The organism is Pontibacter diazotrophicus, assembly GCF_003367245.1.
Taxonomy (GTDB): Bacteria; Bacteroidota; Bacteroidia; order Cytophagales; family Hymenobacteraceae; genus Pontibacter; species Pontibacter diazotrophicus.
This window is the reverse complement of record NZ_QRGR01000018.1, coordinates 92,317-110,952: the sequence shown is the minus strand read 5'-3', so window position 1 is coordinate 110,952 and position 18,636 is coordinate 92,317. Positions and strand designations below refer to the sequence as shown.

The window sequence follows — 18,636 nt, the reverse complement described above, 5'->3', positions numbered from 1 at the left end:
GAATCAGAATATCTGACAATACTTTTTGCCAGTAGAAAAGGCTCCCGGAAACCGGGAGCCTTTTCTGTTTTATCGAAACAAATTGAAACGGTAAGCTAAGCCACAACAGTTTACTTGTAAATTAAAAATACCGCCGGCTGTTTGTGAATATCAGGTAGCTTCCCGTTCCACTGCTGTATCGTTTTCGTCTGGATAAACTCATGCTCCGGCGAGGTGATGTTCGCGGCAATGCACAGCCGGGTTTCCGGGTGCAGCGTCTGCAGGAGGTCCTCCAATAGCTTGTTGTTGCGGTAAGGCGTTTCCATGAAAATCTGAGTCTGGTTCCGCTGCTGCATCTCCTTTTCCAGTTGGCGTAAAGCCTGTAGCCTGTCCCGCTTTTCGATAGGCAGGTAGCCGTGGAAAGCGAACTGCTGTCCGTTAAAGCCACTGCCCATCAGGCTCAGCAGGATAGCTGACGGGCCGGCAAAGGGCACTACTTTGATGTTTTTCTGGTGCGCGTATTTCACTACCTCTGCGCCTGGGTCTGCCACACCGGGGCAACCTGCCTCTGAAATAATGCCGGCATCTTTCCCTTCGTCTAACAGCGGCTTCAGCGATGCCTGTACCTGGGCCGGAGTGGTGTCTTTGTCTACCTGCACAAAAGTAAGCTGCTCTATCACCAGCTCCGGGCAAATGCTCTTTACATAACGCCGGGCCGTGCGCAGGTTCTCCACAATAAAATACTGCAGGTGCTGTACTGTTTCCTTTACCTGCGGCGATATCACCTGGTCGGCCGTGTCTTCAGCGAGTATGGTCGGAATTAAGTAGAGTGTGCCGGTCTTTTTCATAGTGCAAAAGTATAAAGTATAACGGTGCCGGAAACAAAAAAGCTGCCACGGCTTTTTGCAGTGGCAGCTTTTGCTATATCAGACAAGCTTTACATCATGTCCCCGAGGTGCTCTCAGGTTAAAGTCCGGCGAGGCTGAAGTCAATTAATCTGTGCTCAGGAAGGTAGTAACCAGGTCGTATACTTCATCAGGAGCCTGGGCGTGCACCCAGTGGCCGGCCTCTGGTATAGTTTCTACCTCTACCAGCGTAAACAGGTGCTCAATGCTACCATATATGTCTTCAGGCTGTATATAGCTCGATCTGCCGCCCTTAATGAAAAGCGTGCTTTTTTTGAAAGGAACATCAGCTGTAATGCCAGCGGCTATATGTTCATAGTTCTTCTCAATAGCATCCAGGTTCATGCGCCAGGCCAGGGTGTTGTCTTCCTGGCGGTGGAGGTTCTTCATCAGGAACAGGCGTACATACTCTTCCTTTATATGCTTAGCCAGTTGTTCGTCCACCTCACTGCGGCTGGTAACGCCCTCTAAGTTTACTGATTGTAAGGCGTCGATAATCTCATCGTGGTGCGGTGGGTAAGCCTTTGGGGCAATGTCCACTACAATCAGTTTTGTAATCCGGGTCGGATACTTCAGCGCATATTTCATGGCTACCTTACCGCCCATAGAATGGCCCATGATGGCAGGCGTTGGAATCTGCAGTTCATCCACAAGGCGCAGCACATCATCCGCCATCACATCATAGTTATGCTCCTCGTTGTGCGGTGAGCGGCCATGGTTGCGCAGGTCTACCAGAAATACATTGTAGTGCTCCGCTAAACGCTTCGCCAGTGTTGCCCAGTTATCTAATGTGCCGAACAAGCCGTGCAGTATAAGCAGCGGCTGCCCATGGCCCATTTCTTTATAGTGTAGTTTCATTTCTTCAATTATCAGTTAACAATTAACAGCTTTTTCAGCTTACGGATGTAATGTGGATTTGATGAAACAAGTGCGGGTGCCACATCCTCGGAATTCCACATCCACAAATCTTCCGATTCTTAAACCACCTTTATCAGCTTCTCCTCCGTTCCACGCTCTTTCAGCACACCGAACGGCTGTAGTTGCAGTCCAAACTCCTCAAAAACCTGCAGCACTTCTTCTTTGCCCGCCGGGTCTACGGCTACCAACAAGCCGCCGCTGGTTTGGGGGTCGCAGAGGAGGTGTTTCTGGTCTGGCGTGAGTTCGGCTATTTTGTGGCCGTAGCTGTCGAAGTTGCGGTGGGTGCCACCAGGTATGGCTTTCTGTGCCATATACTCCAGCGCTTCCGGCAGCACCGGCACTTTTTCGAAATAGACTTCAGCCGCTACATTGCTGCCTTCGCACATCTCAGACAGATGCCCTAACAAACCGAAACCAGTTACGTCGGTCATGGCTTTTACTGCCTGTAGCAGCCCCAGTGTTGCCCCTATTTTGTTCAGTTGCATCATCTGCTGCGGTGCCAGTTGCGCATGTTCCGGCTTCAGGATGCCTTTTTTCTGCGCGGTGGTCAGCATGCCTACTCCTAATGGCTTGGTCAGGTATAGTTCGCAGCCGGCGGTGGCGGTGTCGTTTTGCTTCAGGTTCACAATGTCGACCATGCCGGTTACCGCCAACCCAAAAATAGGCTCGGGGCTGTCGATGCTGTGGCCGCCTGCCAGTGGTATGCCCGCTTCGTGGCAAATGCTGCGGCTACCCTCGATCACGCGTTTGGCTACTTCCGGTGCCAGTTTGTCTATCGGCCAGCCTAGTACGGCAATCGCCATCATGGGCGTGCCGCCCATGGCATATACATCCGAAATAGCGTTGGCAGAGGCAATACGGCCGAAGTCGTAGGCATCGTCCACAATCGGCATAAAGAAGTCGGTGGTGCTGATGGTGGCGCGGCCATTCCCGATGTCATACACGGCGGCATCGTCGCGGGAGCTGTTGCCTACCAGCAGGTTCTTGTTCTCGGGATAGCTGATATCCGTGTGCAGGATAGTATCGAGTACTTTAGGAGATATTTTGCAGCCGCAGCCAGCACCATGGCTGTACTGGGTCAAGCGTATTTCTTTTTCTGAGGTTTCTTCCATAATTAAACTAATTTTTGGCGGCTGGCAAACTCCAGTATCCGCTGTGCATTTTCCGCTGGGTCCATGCTGATTAAGGCTAATGGCAGTACCTGCTGCTTATTAGCCAGTTGATAGGTATACGCCTTGTCGTAATAGGAGAGGGCTATATCCACCATTTTCTCCATGTCTCCTGCGGCAATGGCTTCCAGTGCTTCTTTTGTTGCGAGGCCACCCAATCGTTTTTTTATCTTCAGGATAGAAGCCTCCAGTAAGGCTTTATCGGTGCGGCAGTATTCTTCGGCCAGCTTCTGCACACGCAGTTGCTTCGGCAGTTCCAGCACAATGGTCGGCGATTCCTGCATTCGGTCGAAGAGCGGTTTAGGCATCACCACACGGCCAATGGTAACGCTCTCGTCTTCCAGCCACAGTGTTTGCTGCTCGTTTAACTTCAACAGCTCCATGCCCAGCAGGTTTTCAAAATGCTCCGTACTGGGCTGCGGCGGCATACCGATGCTCCCAAAAGCGGAGCCTTTGTGGCTGGCCAGTCCTTCTAAATCCACGGTTTGCTGGCCTTGCTGCTGCAAGTGGGGGAGGATGTCTGTTTTGCCGCTGCCAGTCAGGCCGCCAATTACCAGCAAGGGGCGCGTCTTCTGGAATTGTTCCTGCATCAGGTGCCGGTAAGCTTTGTAGCCGCCCTGCAGCAGGTGTACCTTATAGCCGGAGAAGTTGAGCAGCCAGGCCATGGCCCCGCTGCGCATGCCGCCGCGCCAGCAATGCACCAGCAGTTCTTTGTCCTGCGCCAGCTTGCCCGCGGCCTTCACGAAAGCAGACATCTTTGGGCCAAACAGGTCCAAACCAATGAGCACTGCCGGATCGTGGCCCTGCTGTTTATAGGCTGTGCCAATGACAGCACGCTGCTCATCATCAAAAATAGGAAAAGAATGCGCCTGTGGAATATGCCCCACCGCGTATTCTTTTGGTGCACGTACGTCCAGCACGGGCAAAGCTTTTGCCTTCTGAATAAATTCTTCTATAGTTATGGTATTCAGCATCGGCTACTTAAGTTGGCGCAGGTACAGCTGGATGGTATTCTCCAGCCCATAATAAAGCGCATCGCAGATAAGGGCGTGGCCAATACTCACTTCTGCCAGCTCCGGCAGGTTGTTTTTCAGGTATTTAAGGTTGTCCAGGTCTAGGTCGTGGCCCGCGTTGATGCCAAGACCAAGCTGTTGCGCTCTTTGTGCTGCATTTGCATAAGGTGCGATGGCCTGCTCAGGGCTATTGCGGTAACCTGTAGCGTAGGCTTCTGTGTAAAGCTCAATCCGGTCAGTGCCTACCAGTGCAGCGCCTTCTACCATGCCCACATCAGGGTTCACAAAAATAGAGACGCGCATGCCGTACTCTTTCAGCTCAAGAATAGTTTGCGTCAGGAAATCCTTGTGCCTGATGGTGTCCCAGCCAGCGTTGGAAGTAATCGCATCGGGCGCGTCGGGTACAAGTGTCACCTGGTCCGGCTTCACTTCCTTTACCAGCTTCAGAAAATCGGGTGTTGGGTTACCCTCTATGTTAAATTCTGTGGTTACCACTTCTTTCAGGTCATACACATCGCGGTAGCGGATGTGGCGCTCATCGGGGCGGGGGTGCACGGTGATACCTTGTGCTCCGAATCGCTCACAATCTTTAGCTGCCTGCACAACATTTGGCCTGTCGCCACCACGGGCATTCCGTAAAGTGGCTATTTTGTTTATATTTACACTCAGTTTGGTCATGGGTACGCTGTTATATCTGCCGGAGCTTTTACGCTCTCCTTTTCAAATGACTAAATTAAAGGAATTTTGTTTAAGATGCTTTAAGTGGCTCCGGGCATCGTGGCGTATAACGAAGCATTGGCGGTATAATCCGCTCTGACTAAAAGATAAAAACATCAATAAAAGAACTATGACACTAAAAGAACGCATCGACGCTGACATCAAACAAGCCATGCTGGCGAAAGATAAATCCCGTTTGCAGGCGCTGAGAAGTATTAAGTCACAGATACTGCTGGCAGAAACTGATAAAGGCGGCACGGAAGGTATCTCAAACGACACAGAATTGAAGTTGCTCACAAAGGCTGCCAAGCAGCGTCGCGAATCGGCGGAGCTATATGCCAAACAAGGCCGCACCGATTTAGAAGAAGTAGAGTTAGCGGAGCTAGCTGTGATAGAGCAATACCTGCCACAACAGTTGGATGAAGGCGATCTGCGCACACGCCTTTTAGAAATCATTTACCGTGTGGGTGCCACCGGGCCATCAGACATGGGCAGGGTAATGGGCGTGGCTTCAAAAGAGCTGGCCGGGCAGGCAGACGGACGCGCCATTTCAAGTGCAGTTGGTGACCTGCTGAATAACACTGATTTTTAAATTATAGCTCTTTCAGCCGAAGCTGCTCTTGGGGAGCGTCGGCTGAAAGAGCTATAAAGCATTTAAGGTGTAATAATTACAAGTGTGGAGGCAATGTCTTGTGTCCTTCATTTTATATCTTGTTTCTTAACATGAGTACATTCGATTTTTTTCTGGCAATTCCCATTGCCTACGGCGCTTTTCAGGGGTTCCGGAAAGGCCTGTTATTAGAACTGGTGTCGTTGGTGGCGCTGGTGCTGGCTATATTGGGAGGCCTAAAGCTGTTGGATACAGCACTGCCCATGATGGAAGGAGTTGTGGGCGATGCCCATGGCCTGCTGCCGTATGTCACTTTCCTGATTGTGTTTGTGGGAATTATCCTGCTGATACACTTGGGCGGTTTGCTGCTGAAAAAGGTCATCGACTTTACACCATTCGGGTTCTTCGATAATTTTCTGGGTGCCATTCTGGGCGCACTAAAGTGGTGTGTGGCGCTAAGCCTGCTGCTTTACGTATCCGACATGGCCGGCATCAGCGTTTCTGCTGACACAGCGACAACCTCTATGGTATACCCGGTAGTGCTCAAAACAACACCCTACGCGCTCGATATCCTGAGTTACGTACTTCCGTTTGTGAAAGCACTCATCAGCTCTCTGAAACATCATTTTTAGGAGTTAGAAAGTTTTAGGAGTTAGAAAGTTATTAGGGTGGTTTTCTCCCTTTTTGGTTGAGTCTCTTAATCTAAGTTGTCTGGCGCAAAGTTTTACTTTACTCATCATTTCAACTTTTGAATTTATTTTTTCACCAGACTAAACTGCCACTAACAGTATTGCACCAGCAAGTCTGGAAGTTCTTACCCATTGTGGGACACGAGGAAGATTTCTGCGCGAGTCAAAGAATAGTTGTAACACCCCTTCAGGCGAAAGCAGTATACCTTAACTCTCTAACTCTCTAACTCTCTAACTCTCTAACTCTCTAACTCTCTAACTCTCTAACTCTCCCCATGCTTCTCCTGCTTGACAACTTTGACTCATTCACCTACAATCTCGTAGATTATTTCGGGCAGTTGGGGGTAAAGGCAAAGGTGGTGCGGAATGACGTACCGCTGGAGGAGATACAGCAATTACCCGTAGAGGCCGTCGTGCTTTCGCCGGGGCCAGGCGCACCGCAGGCGGCTGGCAGTTTATCGGAGGTGGTGCGCTATTATCACGAGCAGGTGCCGATGCTGGGCATCTGTCTGGGGCATCAGGCCTTGGGCGAGTTTTTCGGGGCTACCCTAGAGAAAGGCATCCGGCCGATGCACGGGAAGCTTTCTGAAATCATCTGCGAATTGGATCCTATTTTTGAAGGGCTGCCACAGAGAATGCCGGTAGTACGGTATCACTCCCTCGTATTGCGCCATACCCCGGAATGCCTTGTTCCGCTGGCACATACACAGGAAGGGGAGTTGATGGCCTTCCGGCACCGGGAACTGCCACTGTATGCATTGCAGTTTCACCCGGAGGCAGCTTTAACTACTTATGGCTTGCACATGCTCCGAAATTGGCTTACTATTGCTAATATTGCACATTAAATTGATCGTATACCTCTAGAAATACGTTTCTTTTAAAAGTTTCTAAGCTACATGAATTTACAAATCAGGCAAGAAGGCGATTTTCAATACATTGACGAAGGAGAAGGAGAAGTACTGTTGCTGTTGCATGGATTGTTTGGTGCGCTGAGCAACTGGAATGGCGTTGTAGACCATTTTTCCAAGAACTACCGTGTGGTGATTCCGCTTATGCCCATATATGAAATGGCGTTGCACAAGGCGGGGGTGCCCGGCCTTACGTCGTTTGTAGAGGACTTTGTAAAGTTGAAGAAGCTTAAAGACCTGACGGTGCTCGGAAACTCCCTTGGGGGCCATGTTGGCCTGGCGTATACTTTGAAAAACGCCGATATGGTGCAGCGGCTTGTGCTAACCGGCAGCTCCGGCCTGTTTGAGGACTCCATGGGTGGTTCATTTCCCAAGCGTGGCAACTACCAATATGTGCAGGAGCGAGTGGGCTATACGTTCTACGATCCGAAAACAGCTACAAAAGAACTGGTGGATGAAGTTTTCTCCATCACCAACAGCAATGCCAAATGCCTGCGTATTATTGCTATCGCCAAATCGGCGCAGCGACATAACATGGCCAAAGATATCACAAACATTAAGGTGCCCACGTTGTTAATCTGGGGACTGAACGATACGATTACCCCGCCGCTGGTAGGGCATGAATTCAACAGGCTTATCGAGAATTCAGAACTTTATTTCATTGATAAGTGCGGACATGCTCCAATGATGGAACATCCTGAGAAGTTTAACAGTATCTTAGAAAAGTATTTAGTAAACACACCTATAACCGCGACAGCTACATGATTGCAGAAGAACTCATCAATCAAATGATACCACCGTTGAAGCTCTACGACACCGTGGATAAAGCTTTGCGTTGGATGGATGAGTTCCGCGTGAATGAACTGCCTGTGGTAAGTAACCGCAAGTACGTGGGCCTGGCCTCTGAGCTGAGCCTGATAGAACTGAACAACCGCAGCCAGGCTTTAAAAGAGCTGGAACTGGAGCATCAGGAGGTGCACGTAATGCAGCACCAGCACTTTTATGATGTGATGGAGGCGGCTATCAAGAATAAGATACAGGTGGTGCCTGTGCTCGACGATGACCAGGAATATATGGGCATTATCACCATAAACGATACCTTGGCGGCTTTTGGTCAGATGTCGGCACTGCAGGGGCAGGGAAGTATTCTGGTGCTTTCTATGCCGGAGCGCGACTATTCGCTCAGCCAGATTAGCCGCCTGATTGAAGAGGAAAACACAAAGATACTGAGTGCCTACGTCTCCCCTGATGAGATGGACCCTTACCAGATAAAGCTTACTCTAAAGCTGAATGCTACTGATCTTTCCCGTATCATTGCCACTTTAGAACGCTTTGAGTACCGCATTACGGCTCAGTTCAACGATACCAGCACCGACAATGATGTGGGCCGCGACCGGTTAGACATGCTGCTCAAGTACCTCGATATTTAAATTTACGCAGTGATGCAGCTGCGTGCGTCTCTCTTCTTTATTTTTCTGTGGATAAGTTTGGCTACACGGGCTCAAGGCTGTGAGGCGCCTCAACTGGTAATTGCAGACGTTAAGATGGCAGGCAATGAGGTTACCAGAAAGCAGGTAATGCTGCAGGAGCTGACTTTTGCCACCGGCGATACCGTACGCTCCGACGAACTGGACCAACTACTGGAGCAGAACCGTAAACGCCTGTTTAACCTGCGCCTTTTCCATCATGTAAACTACGCCTATACCTGCAACGAGGGGTTTATAGAGGTGCAGTACCAGGTGCAGGAGCGCTTTTATCTGTACCCTGTTCTGATTTTCGATTTTGCAGACCGTAATTTCAATGCCTGGCTGGAGAAAAAGGACTGGAGCCGCATAGATTACGGTGCTACGCTGGTGCGCCGGAACTTCAGGGGGCGAAACGAGGATGTGCGGGTGCGGGTGCAAAGGGGATTTAATAAGCGGCTGGAGTTTTCTTACCGGATGCCTTACATTAGCCGCAAACATAATATAGGGGCTGAGGTTAGTGTAGCAGATTACCGAAGCCGCACCATCAGCTATACTAACCGGAACAACAGGCAGTATTTTTATGAAGAGGAGGAGGGGCTGCCTATCCAACGCACGTCACTGTCTGTAGGGTTGATCCACCGGCGGAGTGTGCAGCGGCAGGAGGGAGTGCGGTTATCGTACCTGCAGGAAGGAATCTCTGACTCGGTGGTTCACCTGAACCCAGAGTACTACCACAATGCACTCGACGAGCGGCAATACCTGCGGCTGGAGTTATTTAAAGTAGTTAACCTACGGAACAATTTTGCCTACCCGCTTTCCGGGAGCTATTTTGAGGCCGGTGTGGCACAGAGCTTCTTTCTGAAGCACTCAGGAACACCCTTCACCACTCTCCGAACGAAGTATGCAAACTACAGCAAGCTCTCAGAGAAGTATGGGTACATGGTGGGGGCGGAAGGGCAGTTGCGGCTATCAAAAGAGTATGCCTTTGCAGATAACCTTGCGCTTGGCTTCAGGTCTCTTGTAAGAGGCTATGAGCTTTATGTGGTGGGGGGGCAGCACTATGGTGTTTTTAAACAAGGCTTAACACGGGAGCTGCTGCATATTAAAAGTATAACACTTAATTTTATCCAAAACCCTAAGTTTAATAATATACCTTTGTCCGTATATCTAAATGCTTTTACAGATGCAGGCTATGTGGTGGATAATGTTTTCCAGGAAAGAAACCCACTCACAAACCGCCTGCTGCTAGGCGGGGGGCTGGGCGTGCATTTGGTTACATTTTACGACATCGTCTTGCGGCTGGAGTATACCGTTAACAGGGAAGGAGGCAGAGGGGTATACTTCAGTACCGGATTCCCATTTTAATTTAACAACTATGAGAATAGCTATTCTTGGCAAACCTTTTAGTGACACCATCGCACCTTTCATTCAGACACTCTTCGACGAGCTACAGCGGCGGAAGGCAGATTTGTTTCTGGTGGAGCACTTCCACCTGTTCCTTAAAAACACGCTTAACCTGCCTGCCAACATACAAACCTTTAGCAGGGGCGACAAGTTGGAGGGCGTGGATGTGGTGCTCAGCATCGGCGGCGACGGCACACTGCTGGATACAGTGACCTATGTGGGAGAGCAGCAGATTCCGATACTGGGAATTAACACCGGGAGGTTAGGGTTTTTGGCTACTGTGCCTTACGACAGCATTAATGTTGCGCTGGATGCGCTTTATAAAGGGCATTATACTTTAGACAACAGGGCTCTGATAAGAGTTGATTCTGACCAGGAAATCTTTGGCGGTATCAACTTTGGACTAAATGAGTTCAGCGTGCTAAAACGCGACACCTCATCTATGATAGTGGTACACACGTACATAGATGGAGAGTATCTGAACTCCTACTGGGCCGATGGTTTAGTGGTAGCAACACCAACAGGATCTACAGGATATTCGCTTAGTTGTGGAGGGCCTTTAGTGCTGCCCCAAACTAACAATTTTGTGATCTCACCCGTATGTCCTCATAACCTTAATGTTCGGCCCATGATTGTGTCAGACAGGAGTGTGATATCCTTTGAAGTGGAAGGACGCAGCAGTGCTTACCTCGCTTCGCTTGATTCACGCTCTACTGCTGTTGACATGAATGTGCAGTTGGCGGTACGGCGTGAGAATTTCGCTGCCAGACTTGTAAAGCTCCACCATGTCAATTTTCTGAAAACACTGCGCAGTAAACTTAACTGGGGTCTGGATAAGAGGAACAATATTATAACGTAATATTAAATATGCTTAATATAAATTTATTTAATTCAGTATTATCCTTATTTTTGTTACAGCTCAAGGTAATGACTATTAACTTGAGTCAGAGTGATAAAGCTGATACCATACTTTAGATTTCGATTACTATGAAGAGATTATGTACTCTTGTGCTCTTGTTTGTTTTCACGCTTACCCTTGTTGCTATTGATGCCGAAGCGCAGCGTTTTACGCAACGTAAACGCTACGGCTCTATTGGTTTAACGTTAGGCGCCACAAATTATTTCGGTGATATTGTGCCGGAGCCGGACTTTACAAGCTTCCGCTTTAAGTCTACGCGCCCGAACGTTGGCCTCAGCTATACTTACCGGTATTTTCCGCGTGTTTCGTTCAGAGGGGCCTTTAATTGGGGGCGCATCATGGGTGACGACAGGTTGAGTGCTTCCTTAGATGAAGGCGAGAACGCCGGTCGTTATATGCGGAATCTCTCCTTTAGAAATGACATCAAGGAGTTAAGTGCCGTAGCCATCATTGACTTATTTGAGAACCGTCAGACGTATCAGCGTCGACCGGATTTTGTGCCTTATGGCTTTTTTGGAATAGCTGTTTTCCATCATAACCCAAAAGCGTATTATGAAAATGGTGTCCGTGAGGGCCTGTCTCCGGCTAACGACATCCCGACTGGCTGGTACGAATTGCAGCCGCTAGGTACCGAAGGGCAGTATGTGGATGGCGGAAACTATCCCGATCCATACAGCCGCGTGCAGATAGCCATCCCATTCGGTTTAGGTGTGCGTTATAAACTCGACAGAAACTGGGATTTAAATATTGAGATTGGCTGGAGAAAGACTTTCACCGATTACCTGGATGATGCCAGTGGTTCTTTTGCCAATAAAGCTGATCTTCTCAATAATAACAGCGGTAGCGAAAACCCCGTTGCGGCAACTATTCTTCACGACAGAAGCGGCGAGTCAGGCTTTGCCACTGTTCCGGACCCCAATGGTACACCTTATAGCATTGTACCTGGTTTTGGTACAGCAGCCAACAATAAACGAGGTAACGCCTCTGACGACGATTGGTATATCACCACAGGTATTACGCTGAATTATATTTTAACACCCCGTATCAGAAGTCCGAAGTTTAGATAATATATTTGGCAACACATCGTTGCTCAACTAAACTCCGCATACTAACTACATGGCTTTACAGAATTTTAAAGACGCACTCCTTGTTTGTTTTTTACTGCAAATAGGGAGTGCTTTTTTTGGTTACGCTTCTTATGCACAGAGCAAAGCACCTGTTACTACTTCAGAACTGGGTGTAGGCATTGGGGGAGCAAACTATAAAGGTGAGATCTCGCCTAACTATCGTGTGCTTAACAACCAGCCTGCACTCACTGTGTTTTACCGCCGTGATATGTCTGATGCGATCACCCTTCGTGGCGGGCTCATGGGTAGCCATCGCATTGTGGATAGCAACACTTTTACGGATCATTCCTATGCCGACGACCGCCCCTACCATGCCTACCGCCAGACAGAACTCCGCCTTAGTCTTTTAGAGCTATCAGGGGTAATGGAGTATAATTTCCTGGATTACTACGATATGAAGCAGAGCCCGCGCATATCTCCCTATCTTTTTATAGGGGTTGCCGGTTTGGTATATAATGTAAAACTGTATTCAGACGAGCATACGCCAAACCTTAGCGATACAGGCAATAGCCTTAACAAAGAGTTTAATACCAAAGTCCTGGTTTCCGTTCCTTTCGGTGTCGGTATAAAGTACGCCCTGAGCAAACACTGGAACCTGGGCCTGGAGTTTGGTGCGCGCAAACTTTTCACTGATAAATTCGATGCCCTTTCAGAGGAGGATCCTACCTACCTGGCAGACCCTTACGACAACGATTGGTACTACTACAACGGCATCAGCATTTCCTACACTTTCTACCGCAATAACTGCCCTCCGGTGTACAAGAAAAATCCTGGCCTCTTAGATTAAGTTGCAATGTTTCATAAATTTATGATGCTTTTTGTAACTTGCGGGGAAATTGATTTGAATGAATCTTAAGGACAACGTAAACTTAGGCAATTTACCAAGGCATATAGCCGTTATCATGGACGGTAACGGGCGTTGGGCAAAGCAAAGAGGGGGGCTGCGGATATTTGGCCATCAGAATGCTATTAAGGCTGTGCGCGACACTGTGGAAGGCGCAGCTGAACTGGGGGTGGAGTATCTCACCCTTTATGCTTTCTCCACAGAGAACTGGTCGCGACCCAGGGCAGAAGTTACTGCGCTGATGACGCTTCTGGTATCTACCATACGCAAAGAAACCGCCACGCTTAATAAAAATAATATTCGTCTGCAATCTATAGGCGACACAGCCAGTTTGCCGCAGGCTTGCCAGCGCGAACTGCTGGAGGCTATAGAGCTAACAAAGCAGAATACACGCATGACGCTGGTGCTTGCCCTCAGCTACAGTGGCCGGTGGGATATTACACAGGCGATGCAGAAAGTTGCTCTGCAAGTGGAGCAGGGCCAGTTGCAGTCTGCTGATGTGAATGAAACTACTGTGGCGAAGTACCTTTCTACGGCGGGCATGCCTGACCCGGAGCTACTTATTCGCACCAGTGGGGAACAACGCATCAGCAATTTCCTGTTGTGGCAATTAGCTTATACTGAATTATACATCACAGAGTTGCTTTGGCCTGATTTCAGGAGAGAGCAACTTTATGAAGCAATAATATCTTATCAGAACCGTGAGCGACGATTTGGTAAGACAAGTGAACAAATTATAAAGTGATACAAACACTGATGACAAGATTTATCTGGATGCTCGTATTTATGCTTTTAGCAGGTACGGCCTCTTCTCAAGTATTAAACAACCCTGTTCAAACGTCTCCTATCGATTATGCCGAACCAAAGCAGTACCGCATTGGGGGAGTTGAGATAACAGGTGCCAAATTTCTGGAGCCTGTGGCGCTTATTTCTGTTATAGGCCTGAAGGAGGGAGATGAAATCACTGTGCCAGGGGAAGACATTAGCCGTGCCATCCAGAAACTGTGGCAACAGGGAATTTTGGGCGATGTGGAAGTGTTCGCCCGCACAGAGGGAGACCTGATTTACCTTACTTTCGATCTGAAAGAACGTCCCCGCTTGTCGGAGTATCGTTTTTCAGGCATAAACAAAACGCAGTCAGAGGCGCTCCGCGACAAGGTGCCGTTGCAGCGGGGCAAAATTGTGACAGATGCGGTGCTCAACAGTACCCGAAATGCTATCCGAAACTACTATCTCGAAAAAAGCTTCCTGAATGCTAAGATAAACATTACGCAGCGCCCTGACCCTACGTTGCCGAACAGCGTGATACTGAATATTCATGTTGATAAAGGCAATAAAGTCAAAATCGAAAAAATAGAGTTTGTGGGCAACGAGGCATTCGCCGATAAAAGGCTGCGTCGGCAACTTAAGAAAACGAAAGAGAAAAAGTGGTACAAAATCTTCACCTCTTCCAAATATAACCGGACTGAATACGAGAACGACAAACAGTTATTGCTGGACTTCTATAGCACAGAAGGTTATCGTGATGCAACCATTGTTTCAGACAGTGTGTACCGCATCAGCGATGACAGGCTTGGCATCCGAATTACAGTAGATGAAGGCCAGCAGTACTACTACCGCAATATTACCTGGAACGGCAACTATATTTATGACGATGCTTACCTCTCACGGGTGCTGGGCATTGCGAAAGGAGATATATACAATAAGCAGGAGCTGGATAAGCGCCTGAATTACAACCCTGCAGGTATAGATGTGTCTGCTTTGTACCAGAACGACGGTTATCTGTTCTTTAACATTGACCCGGTAGAGGTGCGTGTGGAGGGGGATTCTATTGACCTTGAGATGCGTGTAACAGAAGGGCCGCAGGCAACCATCAACAAGATCACCATCACGGGTAACGACAAAACCAGCGACCATGTAATTCTGCGCGAGATACGCACACTGCCAGGCCAGAAGTATAGCCGCGACGACCTGATTAGAACGCGTAACGAACTGGCTGCCTTAGGTTACTTCGACCCTGAAACAATTGGCCTGAACCCGGTGCCAAACCCTGTGGAAGGTACCGTAGATATTAACTATAGTGTGGTAGAGCGGCCGAATGACCAGATAAGCTTATCAGGTGGTTGGGGCGGTCCGATTGGTGCCGTAGGTACCGTAGGCCTTACCCTGAACAACTTCTCTACCCGAAAGATGTTTAACCTGTCTGAGTGGAGACCGGTGCCAACAGGCGACGGACAGCGACTATCGCTGAATGTGCAAGCGAACGGTAAATATTACCAGTCATACTCCCTTTCCTTTACAGAGCCGTGGTTGGGAGGCCGCAAGGCGAACTCTTTAACTGTTAGTTTGTTTAAAACTATCAGAAGGTTCCCTGGTGGTGAAGGGGCAGAAAGCCGCCTGAATGTAGATGGAGCAGCAGTAAGCCTCGGTAGAAGGTTGAACTGGCCAGATAACTTTTTCTACATGAATCACTCGTTGTCATTCAACCGCTATGATGTAAGTAATTACAATATTGGTGGTCTTACCAATGGTTTATCCAACAGTATTTCCCTTACAAACACCTTAGGGCGCTCCAGTATCGACAACCCAACCTTCCCTAGAAGAGGTTCTTCATTTACGCTGAGCGTTAACATGACACCACCTTACTCGCTGATTTCTGAAAATATGGACCCGCTGGAGTACATTGAATTCCATAAATGGATGTTTGATGCCTCTTACTTCATAAACTTGGCAGGGAATTTGGTATTGAATACGCGAGCGCATTTTGGATTCTTAGGAACCTATAGCCAGGATAATACGCTTGGGCCATTTGAGCGATTTAAGCTAGGTGGTGCCGGTTTAGGTGGTGGTAATATTTTTGTGGGAACGGAGTATATCGGTTTACGCGGTTATGAAGACGAAAGAGTTGTAAACTCAACAGACCAGTCTTTGCTTAATGCCGGTGGTATCGCTTACAACAAATTTGTGTTCGAGGCACGCCAGTTGATTTCACCTAACCCAGCCGCCACAATTTATGGTTTGGCGTTTTTGGAGGCAGGTAACAACTTTGGGTCTTATGCAGAATACAACCCGTTTAAACTTTACCGCTCTGCGGGTGTAGGAGCCAGAATATTTATGTCTGCGTTTGGTCTGCTTGGATTTGACTATGCCTGGAGACTGGATGATTTACCACCAGGTGTTGCTGGAGATGCTAGCAAGCGAGGCATGTTCCACTTTATAATTGGACAGCAAATCCGTTAATGCAAAGGAATTAGTATGAGAAAGTTTTTGTTCGTCCTAATAGCAGGGTTTTTACTGACGTCTGTTTCGCATGCACAGAAGATTGGCTATATTGACTCAAACTTTATCCTGAGCAAAATGCCGGCTTTCAATAAAGTGCAGCAGGAAATGGACAAATATGCTGCTGGATGGCAAAAAGAAGTGGAGACTTTGCAGCAGGAATCAGACAAGCTGAAGCAGGATTACAAAGCTGAAGAAGTGCTGCTAACTGAGCAGATGAAGAAGAAAAGACAGGCTGAAATAACTAAAAAAGATAATGAGCTGCGTGATTACCAGCGAAAGGTTTTTGGTTATGAAGGCATGATGTTTAAGCGTCGGCAGGAGTTGATGCGACCGGTGCAGGATGAAGTATTCGAAGCCGTTGAGAAAGTATCAAAGTCTAAAGGCGTACAAATGATGTTTGATAAGTCAGGAGACTTAGTCATGATTTATACAAACCCGGTGCACGATTATACAGAGTATGTATTGGAAGAGCTGGGTTTAGCATCGGATAAAAAAAATCAACCTGGCCAGACACCAGCAGATAGTATTGTAGATGACCCAGCTAACTTACCGGATGTAGGTGCTGAGGAGCAACAGGAGAGTCAGCCAGCTGTAAAAGCAAATAAAAAGAAGCCTAACAACTAACTAAAACTAACATATTTACTAATTTCCCAACCAATGATGAACAAGATTAAAACATTAGTAGCAGCGTTCTTACTGATTAGCTTTGCGTCTTTCGCACAAACCAGCGACCAGCCGCTTAAAATTGGTTATACAAATGTAGAGTACATTCTGCTGCAAATGCCTGAGAGCAAGCAAATCGAATCTGAACTGAAAACACACAGCACTCAGCTGGAAAGCCAGCTGAAAAATAAATATGCTGAGTACGAGACGAAGCTACAGGCTTACGAAAAAAGTGCTGCTACAATGGACAAAGTAGTGCGCGATGACAAAGAAAAAGAGTTGATGAACATGAACAACTCTATTCAGGAGTTTCAGCGTAGTGCGCAGGCCTCTTTACAGCAAAAAGAAAAGTCTCTGGTAGACCCTGTTATTGCTAAAATTGACAAGGCTATTAAAGATGTAGCAAAAGAGAATGGCTATACCTATGTTATCAGCAACCAGGCACTGCTTGCTGGTCCGGAAGACGGCGATATTTCTCCAATAGTTTTGAAGAAATTAGGTGTTGACCCAGCCAAAGCACAGCAAACACCAGAGCCAGCTGCTGCTAAACCAGCTGCCGCTACGCCTACAGCTAAAAAGAAAAACAAATAAGCCAAACTTCTTTGTATAAGTACAGGAAAGCCGATGTGTATACTTCGGCTTTCTTTTTTTGTTATACCCTTTCGTATCCCTGATTCACGTGATAGACTATACTGAAACAGAAGAAAGCGCAGAAGATTCCGATGAGCTTTACGAGCATCACCGCATTGTAGTGGACAAGAGGCAGGCACTGCTGCGCGTAGATAAGTTCCTGATGGACCGTTTGCCAAATGTGACCCGCAATAAGCTGCAAAGTGCTATACGCTCAGAATCGGTACAGGTAAACCAAAAGCCGGTAAAGGTAAGCTACAAAGTAAAGCCTCACGATATTATTACCATTACGCTGGCAGAGCCGCCACGTGATACAGACGTAGTGCCGGAAAATATCCCGCTGGATATTATGTATGAGGATGAGGAACTGCTTTTAGTGAACAAGCCTGCGGGCATGGTGGTGCACCCTGCCTATAACAACTGGAATGGCACACTTGTGAACGCACTCACCTATTACCTCCAGAACCTGCCAACCTCGCGAAATGGAGAGGGCAGGCCAGGCCTAGTGCATCGTATAGATAAAGACACCTCCGGTTTATTAGTAATTGCCAAGACAGATTACAGTATGGCTTACCTGGCGAAGCAGTTTTTTGACCATTCCATAGAGCGCACCTACTACGCTTTGGTATGGGGGGTGCCTAAAGAAGAAAAAGGCACAATTACAGGCCACGTAGGGCGCAGTGCTAAAGACAGAAGGGTAATGGTTGTTTATCCTGAAGGAGACTATGGCAAGCACGCTGTAACACATTATAAGGTACTCCGCAACTTTAAGTATGTGTCGCTTATCCAATGTAACCTTGAAACGGGCCGAACCCATCAGATACGGGCGCACATGAAACACATTGGCCATCCACTTTTCTCTGATGCAATGTATGGTGGCGATAAGATACTGAGCGGCTCACCAACCGGTTCTTATAAATCATTTGTTGAAAATGCATTCAAGGTAATGCCAAGGCAGGCGCTACATGCCAAGTCGTTAGGTTTTAAACACCCTACCACCAAGCAAATAATGCAGTTTGAGACGGAACTACCAGAAGACTTTGCCGCTGTGCTAGCTAAATGGGAGCTGTATGAGGGGCAGTAAGAGAGTCAATTCCCATAGGTGTCTCTTATCTACCGTTGATAGAGAGAAGAACCTCAGCAGTATATTATAGTCCTCTATTATCCTGCTATCGCAGTTAATTGATGCTGCCTTTGAAGTTTTGATAGCTGGAAGAGTTCTTATAAGCCTCTGCTGTAGCTATTCCGCAAGCTTTTTTCGCTCCTATCGGTAGTTTGTTGAAGGCGGAATAGCGCAGCCCTTCCTCTTTAATGCTCAGCAGAGACTAAAGTCAGTTCAATCAAGGCATTTCATCCCACTCATTATAGTATACCTTTTTTATTATACGCATGC

Annotated in this window: 19 protein-coding genes; 14 read left to right on the top strand and 5 right to left on the bottom strand. The window is 47.9% G+C overall.

What is annotated here, in order from left to right:
* Positions 1-110 precede the first annotated feature (110 nt).
* From DXT99_RS16325 to DXT99_RS16305, 5 genes are all read right to left on the bottom strand, one after another.
* Positions 111-827, bottom strand: a complete 717-nt coding sequence (locus DXT99_RS16325) for an SAM-dependent methyltransferase (RefSeq protein ID WP_115566647.1) — start codon at positions 825-827, stop codon at positions 111-113.
* Positions 828-971: 144 nt separating this feature from the next.
* Complete coding sequence (locus DXT99_RS16320) at positions 972-1,742, bottom strand: alpha/beta fold hydrolase (protein WP_115566646.1); 771 nt, start codon at positions 1,740-1,742, stop codon at positions 972-974.
* Positions 1,743-1,861: 119 nt separating this feature from the next.
* Positions 1,862-2,914 carry a selenide, water dikinase SelD gene (gene selD / locus DXT99_RS16315; RefSeq protein ID WP_115566645.1) on the bottom strand — a complete coding sequence of 351 codons (1,053 nt, stop codon included), beginning with the start codon at positions 2,912-2,914 and terminating at the stop codon, positions 1,862-1,864.
* Positions 2,915-2,916: 2 nt separating this feature from the next.
* Entirely contained in the window at positions 2,917-3,945 is a 1,029-nt protein-coding gene (gene mnmH / locus DXT99_RS16310; RefSeq protein WP_115566644.1) for a tRNA 2-selenouridine(34) synthase MnmH, read from the bottom strand.
* A 3-nt stretch (positions 3,946-3,948) separates the two neighbouring features.
* On the bottom strand, positions 3,949-4,662 hold the full coding sequence (locus DXT99_RS16305) for a pyridoxine 5'-phosphate synthase (RefSeq protein WP_115566643.1): 714 nt from the start codon (positions 4,660-4,662) through the stop codon (positions 3,949-3,951).
* Between the two features lie 169 nt (positions 4,663-4,831).
* On the opposite strand from DXT99_RS16305, the gene DXT99_RS16300 reads away from it, so the two are divergent.
* The 14 genes from DXT99_RS16300 to DXT99_RS16235 all read left to right on the top strand — a co-directional run bounded on the left by DXT99_RS16300 (position 4,832) and on the right by DXT99_RS16235 (position 18,327).
* On the top strand, positions 4,832-5,293 hold the full coding sequence (locus DXT99_RS16300) for a GatB/YqeY domain-containing protein (RefSeq protein WP_115566642.1): 462 nt from the start codon (positions 4,832-4,834) through the stop codon (positions 5,291-5,293).
* Positions 5,294-5,424: 131 nt separating this feature from the next.
* Complete coding sequence (locus tag DXT99_RS16295; protein WP_115566641.1) at positions 5,425-5,943, top strand: CvpA family protein; 519 nt, start codon at positions 5,425-5,427, stop codon at positions 5,941-5,943.
* Positions 5,944-6,275: 332 nt separating this feature from the next.
* Entirely contained in the window at positions 6,276-6,845 is a 570-nt protein-coding gene (locus tag DXT99_RS16290; RefSeq protein ID WP_115566640.1) for an anthranilate synthase component II, read from the top strand.
* Positions 6,846-6,896: 51 nt separating this feature from the next.
* Positions 6,897-7,673 (top strand): alpha/beta fold hydrolase, encoded by a 777-nt coding sequence (locus DXT99_RS16285; protein ID WP_115566639.1) that lies wholly within the window; start codon positions 6,897-6,899, stop codon positions 7,671-7,673.
* Positions 7,670-8,338 (top strand): CBS domain-containing protein, encoded by a 669-nt coding sequence (locus DXT99_RS16280; protein WP_115566638.1) that lies wholly within the window; start codon positions 7,670-7,672, stop codon positions 8,336-8,338. Before DXT99_RS16285 ends, DXT99_RS16280 begins: the two co-directional genes overlap by 4 nt.
* A gap of 57 nt (positions 8,339-8,395) precedes the next feature.
* Positions 8,396-9,739 (top strand): BamA/TamA family outer membrane protein, encoded by a 1,344-nt coding sequence (locus DXT99_RS16275; RefSeq protein ID WP_246000772.1) that lies wholly within the window; start codon positions 8,396-8,398, stop codon positions 9,737-9,739.
* 10 nt (positions 9,740-9,749) lie between these two features.
* Positions 9,750-10,637, top strand: coding sequence for an NAD kinase (locus DXT99_RS16270; RefSeq protein ID WP_115566636.1), 888 nt, complete (start codon positions 9,750-9,752; stop codon positions 10,635-10,637).
* A gap of 128 nt (positions 10,638-10,765) precedes the next feature.
* The gene (locus DXT99_RS16265) at positions 10,766-11,764 is read left to right on the top strand and encodes a DUF6089 family protein (protein WP_115566635.1); all 999 of its coding nucleotides are present in this window, start codon (positions 10,766-10,768) and stop codon (positions 11,762-11,764) included.
* Positions 11,765-11,813: 49 nt separating this feature from the next.
* Positions 11,814-12,611 (top strand): type IX secretion system protein PorG, encoded by a 798-nt coding sequence (porG, locus tag DXT99_RS16260; RefSeq protein WP_115566634.1) that lies wholly within the window; start codon positions 11,814-11,816, stop codon positions 12,609-12,611.
* Positions 12,612-12,669: 58 nt separating this feature from the next.
* Positions 12,670-13,413 carry an isoprenyl transferase gene (locus tag DXT99_RS16255; protein ID WP_115566633.1) on the top strand — a complete coding sequence of 248 codons (744 nt, stop codon included), beginning with the start codon at positions 12,670-12,672 and terminating at the stop codon, positions 13,411-13,413.
* An 11-nt stretch (positions 13,414-13,424) separates the two neighbouring features.
* Positions 13,425-15,908, top strand: a complete 2,484-nt coding sequence (gene bamA, locus DXT99_RS16250) for an outer membrane protein assembly factor BamA (RefSeq protein ID WP_115566632.1) — start codon at positions 13,425-13,427, stop codon at positions 15,906-15,908.
* 15 nt (positions 15,909-15,923) lie between these two features.
* On the top strand, positions 15,924-16,574 hold the full coding sequence (locus DXT99_RS16245) for an OmpH family outer membrane protein (protein ID WP_115566631.1): 651 nt from the start codon (positions 15,924-15,926) through the stop codon (positions 16,572-16,574).
* A 33-nt stretch (positions 16,575-16,607) separates the two neighbouring features.
* On the top strand, positions 16,608-17,204 hold the full coding sequence (locus tag DXT99_RS16240) for an OmpH family outer membrane protein (RefSeq protein ID WP_115566630.1): 597 nt from the start codon (positions 16,608-16,610) through the stop codon (positions 17,202-17,204).
* Positions 17,205-17,292: 88 nt separating this feature from the next.
* Positions 17,293-18,327 (top strand): RluA family pseudouridine synthase, encoded by a 1,035-nt coding sequence (locus DXT99_RS16235; RefSeq protein ID WP_115566687.1) that lies wholly within the window; start codon positions 17,293-17,295, stop codon positions 18,325-18,327.
* The last annotated feature ends 309 nt before the right edge of the window (positions 18,328-18,636 follow it).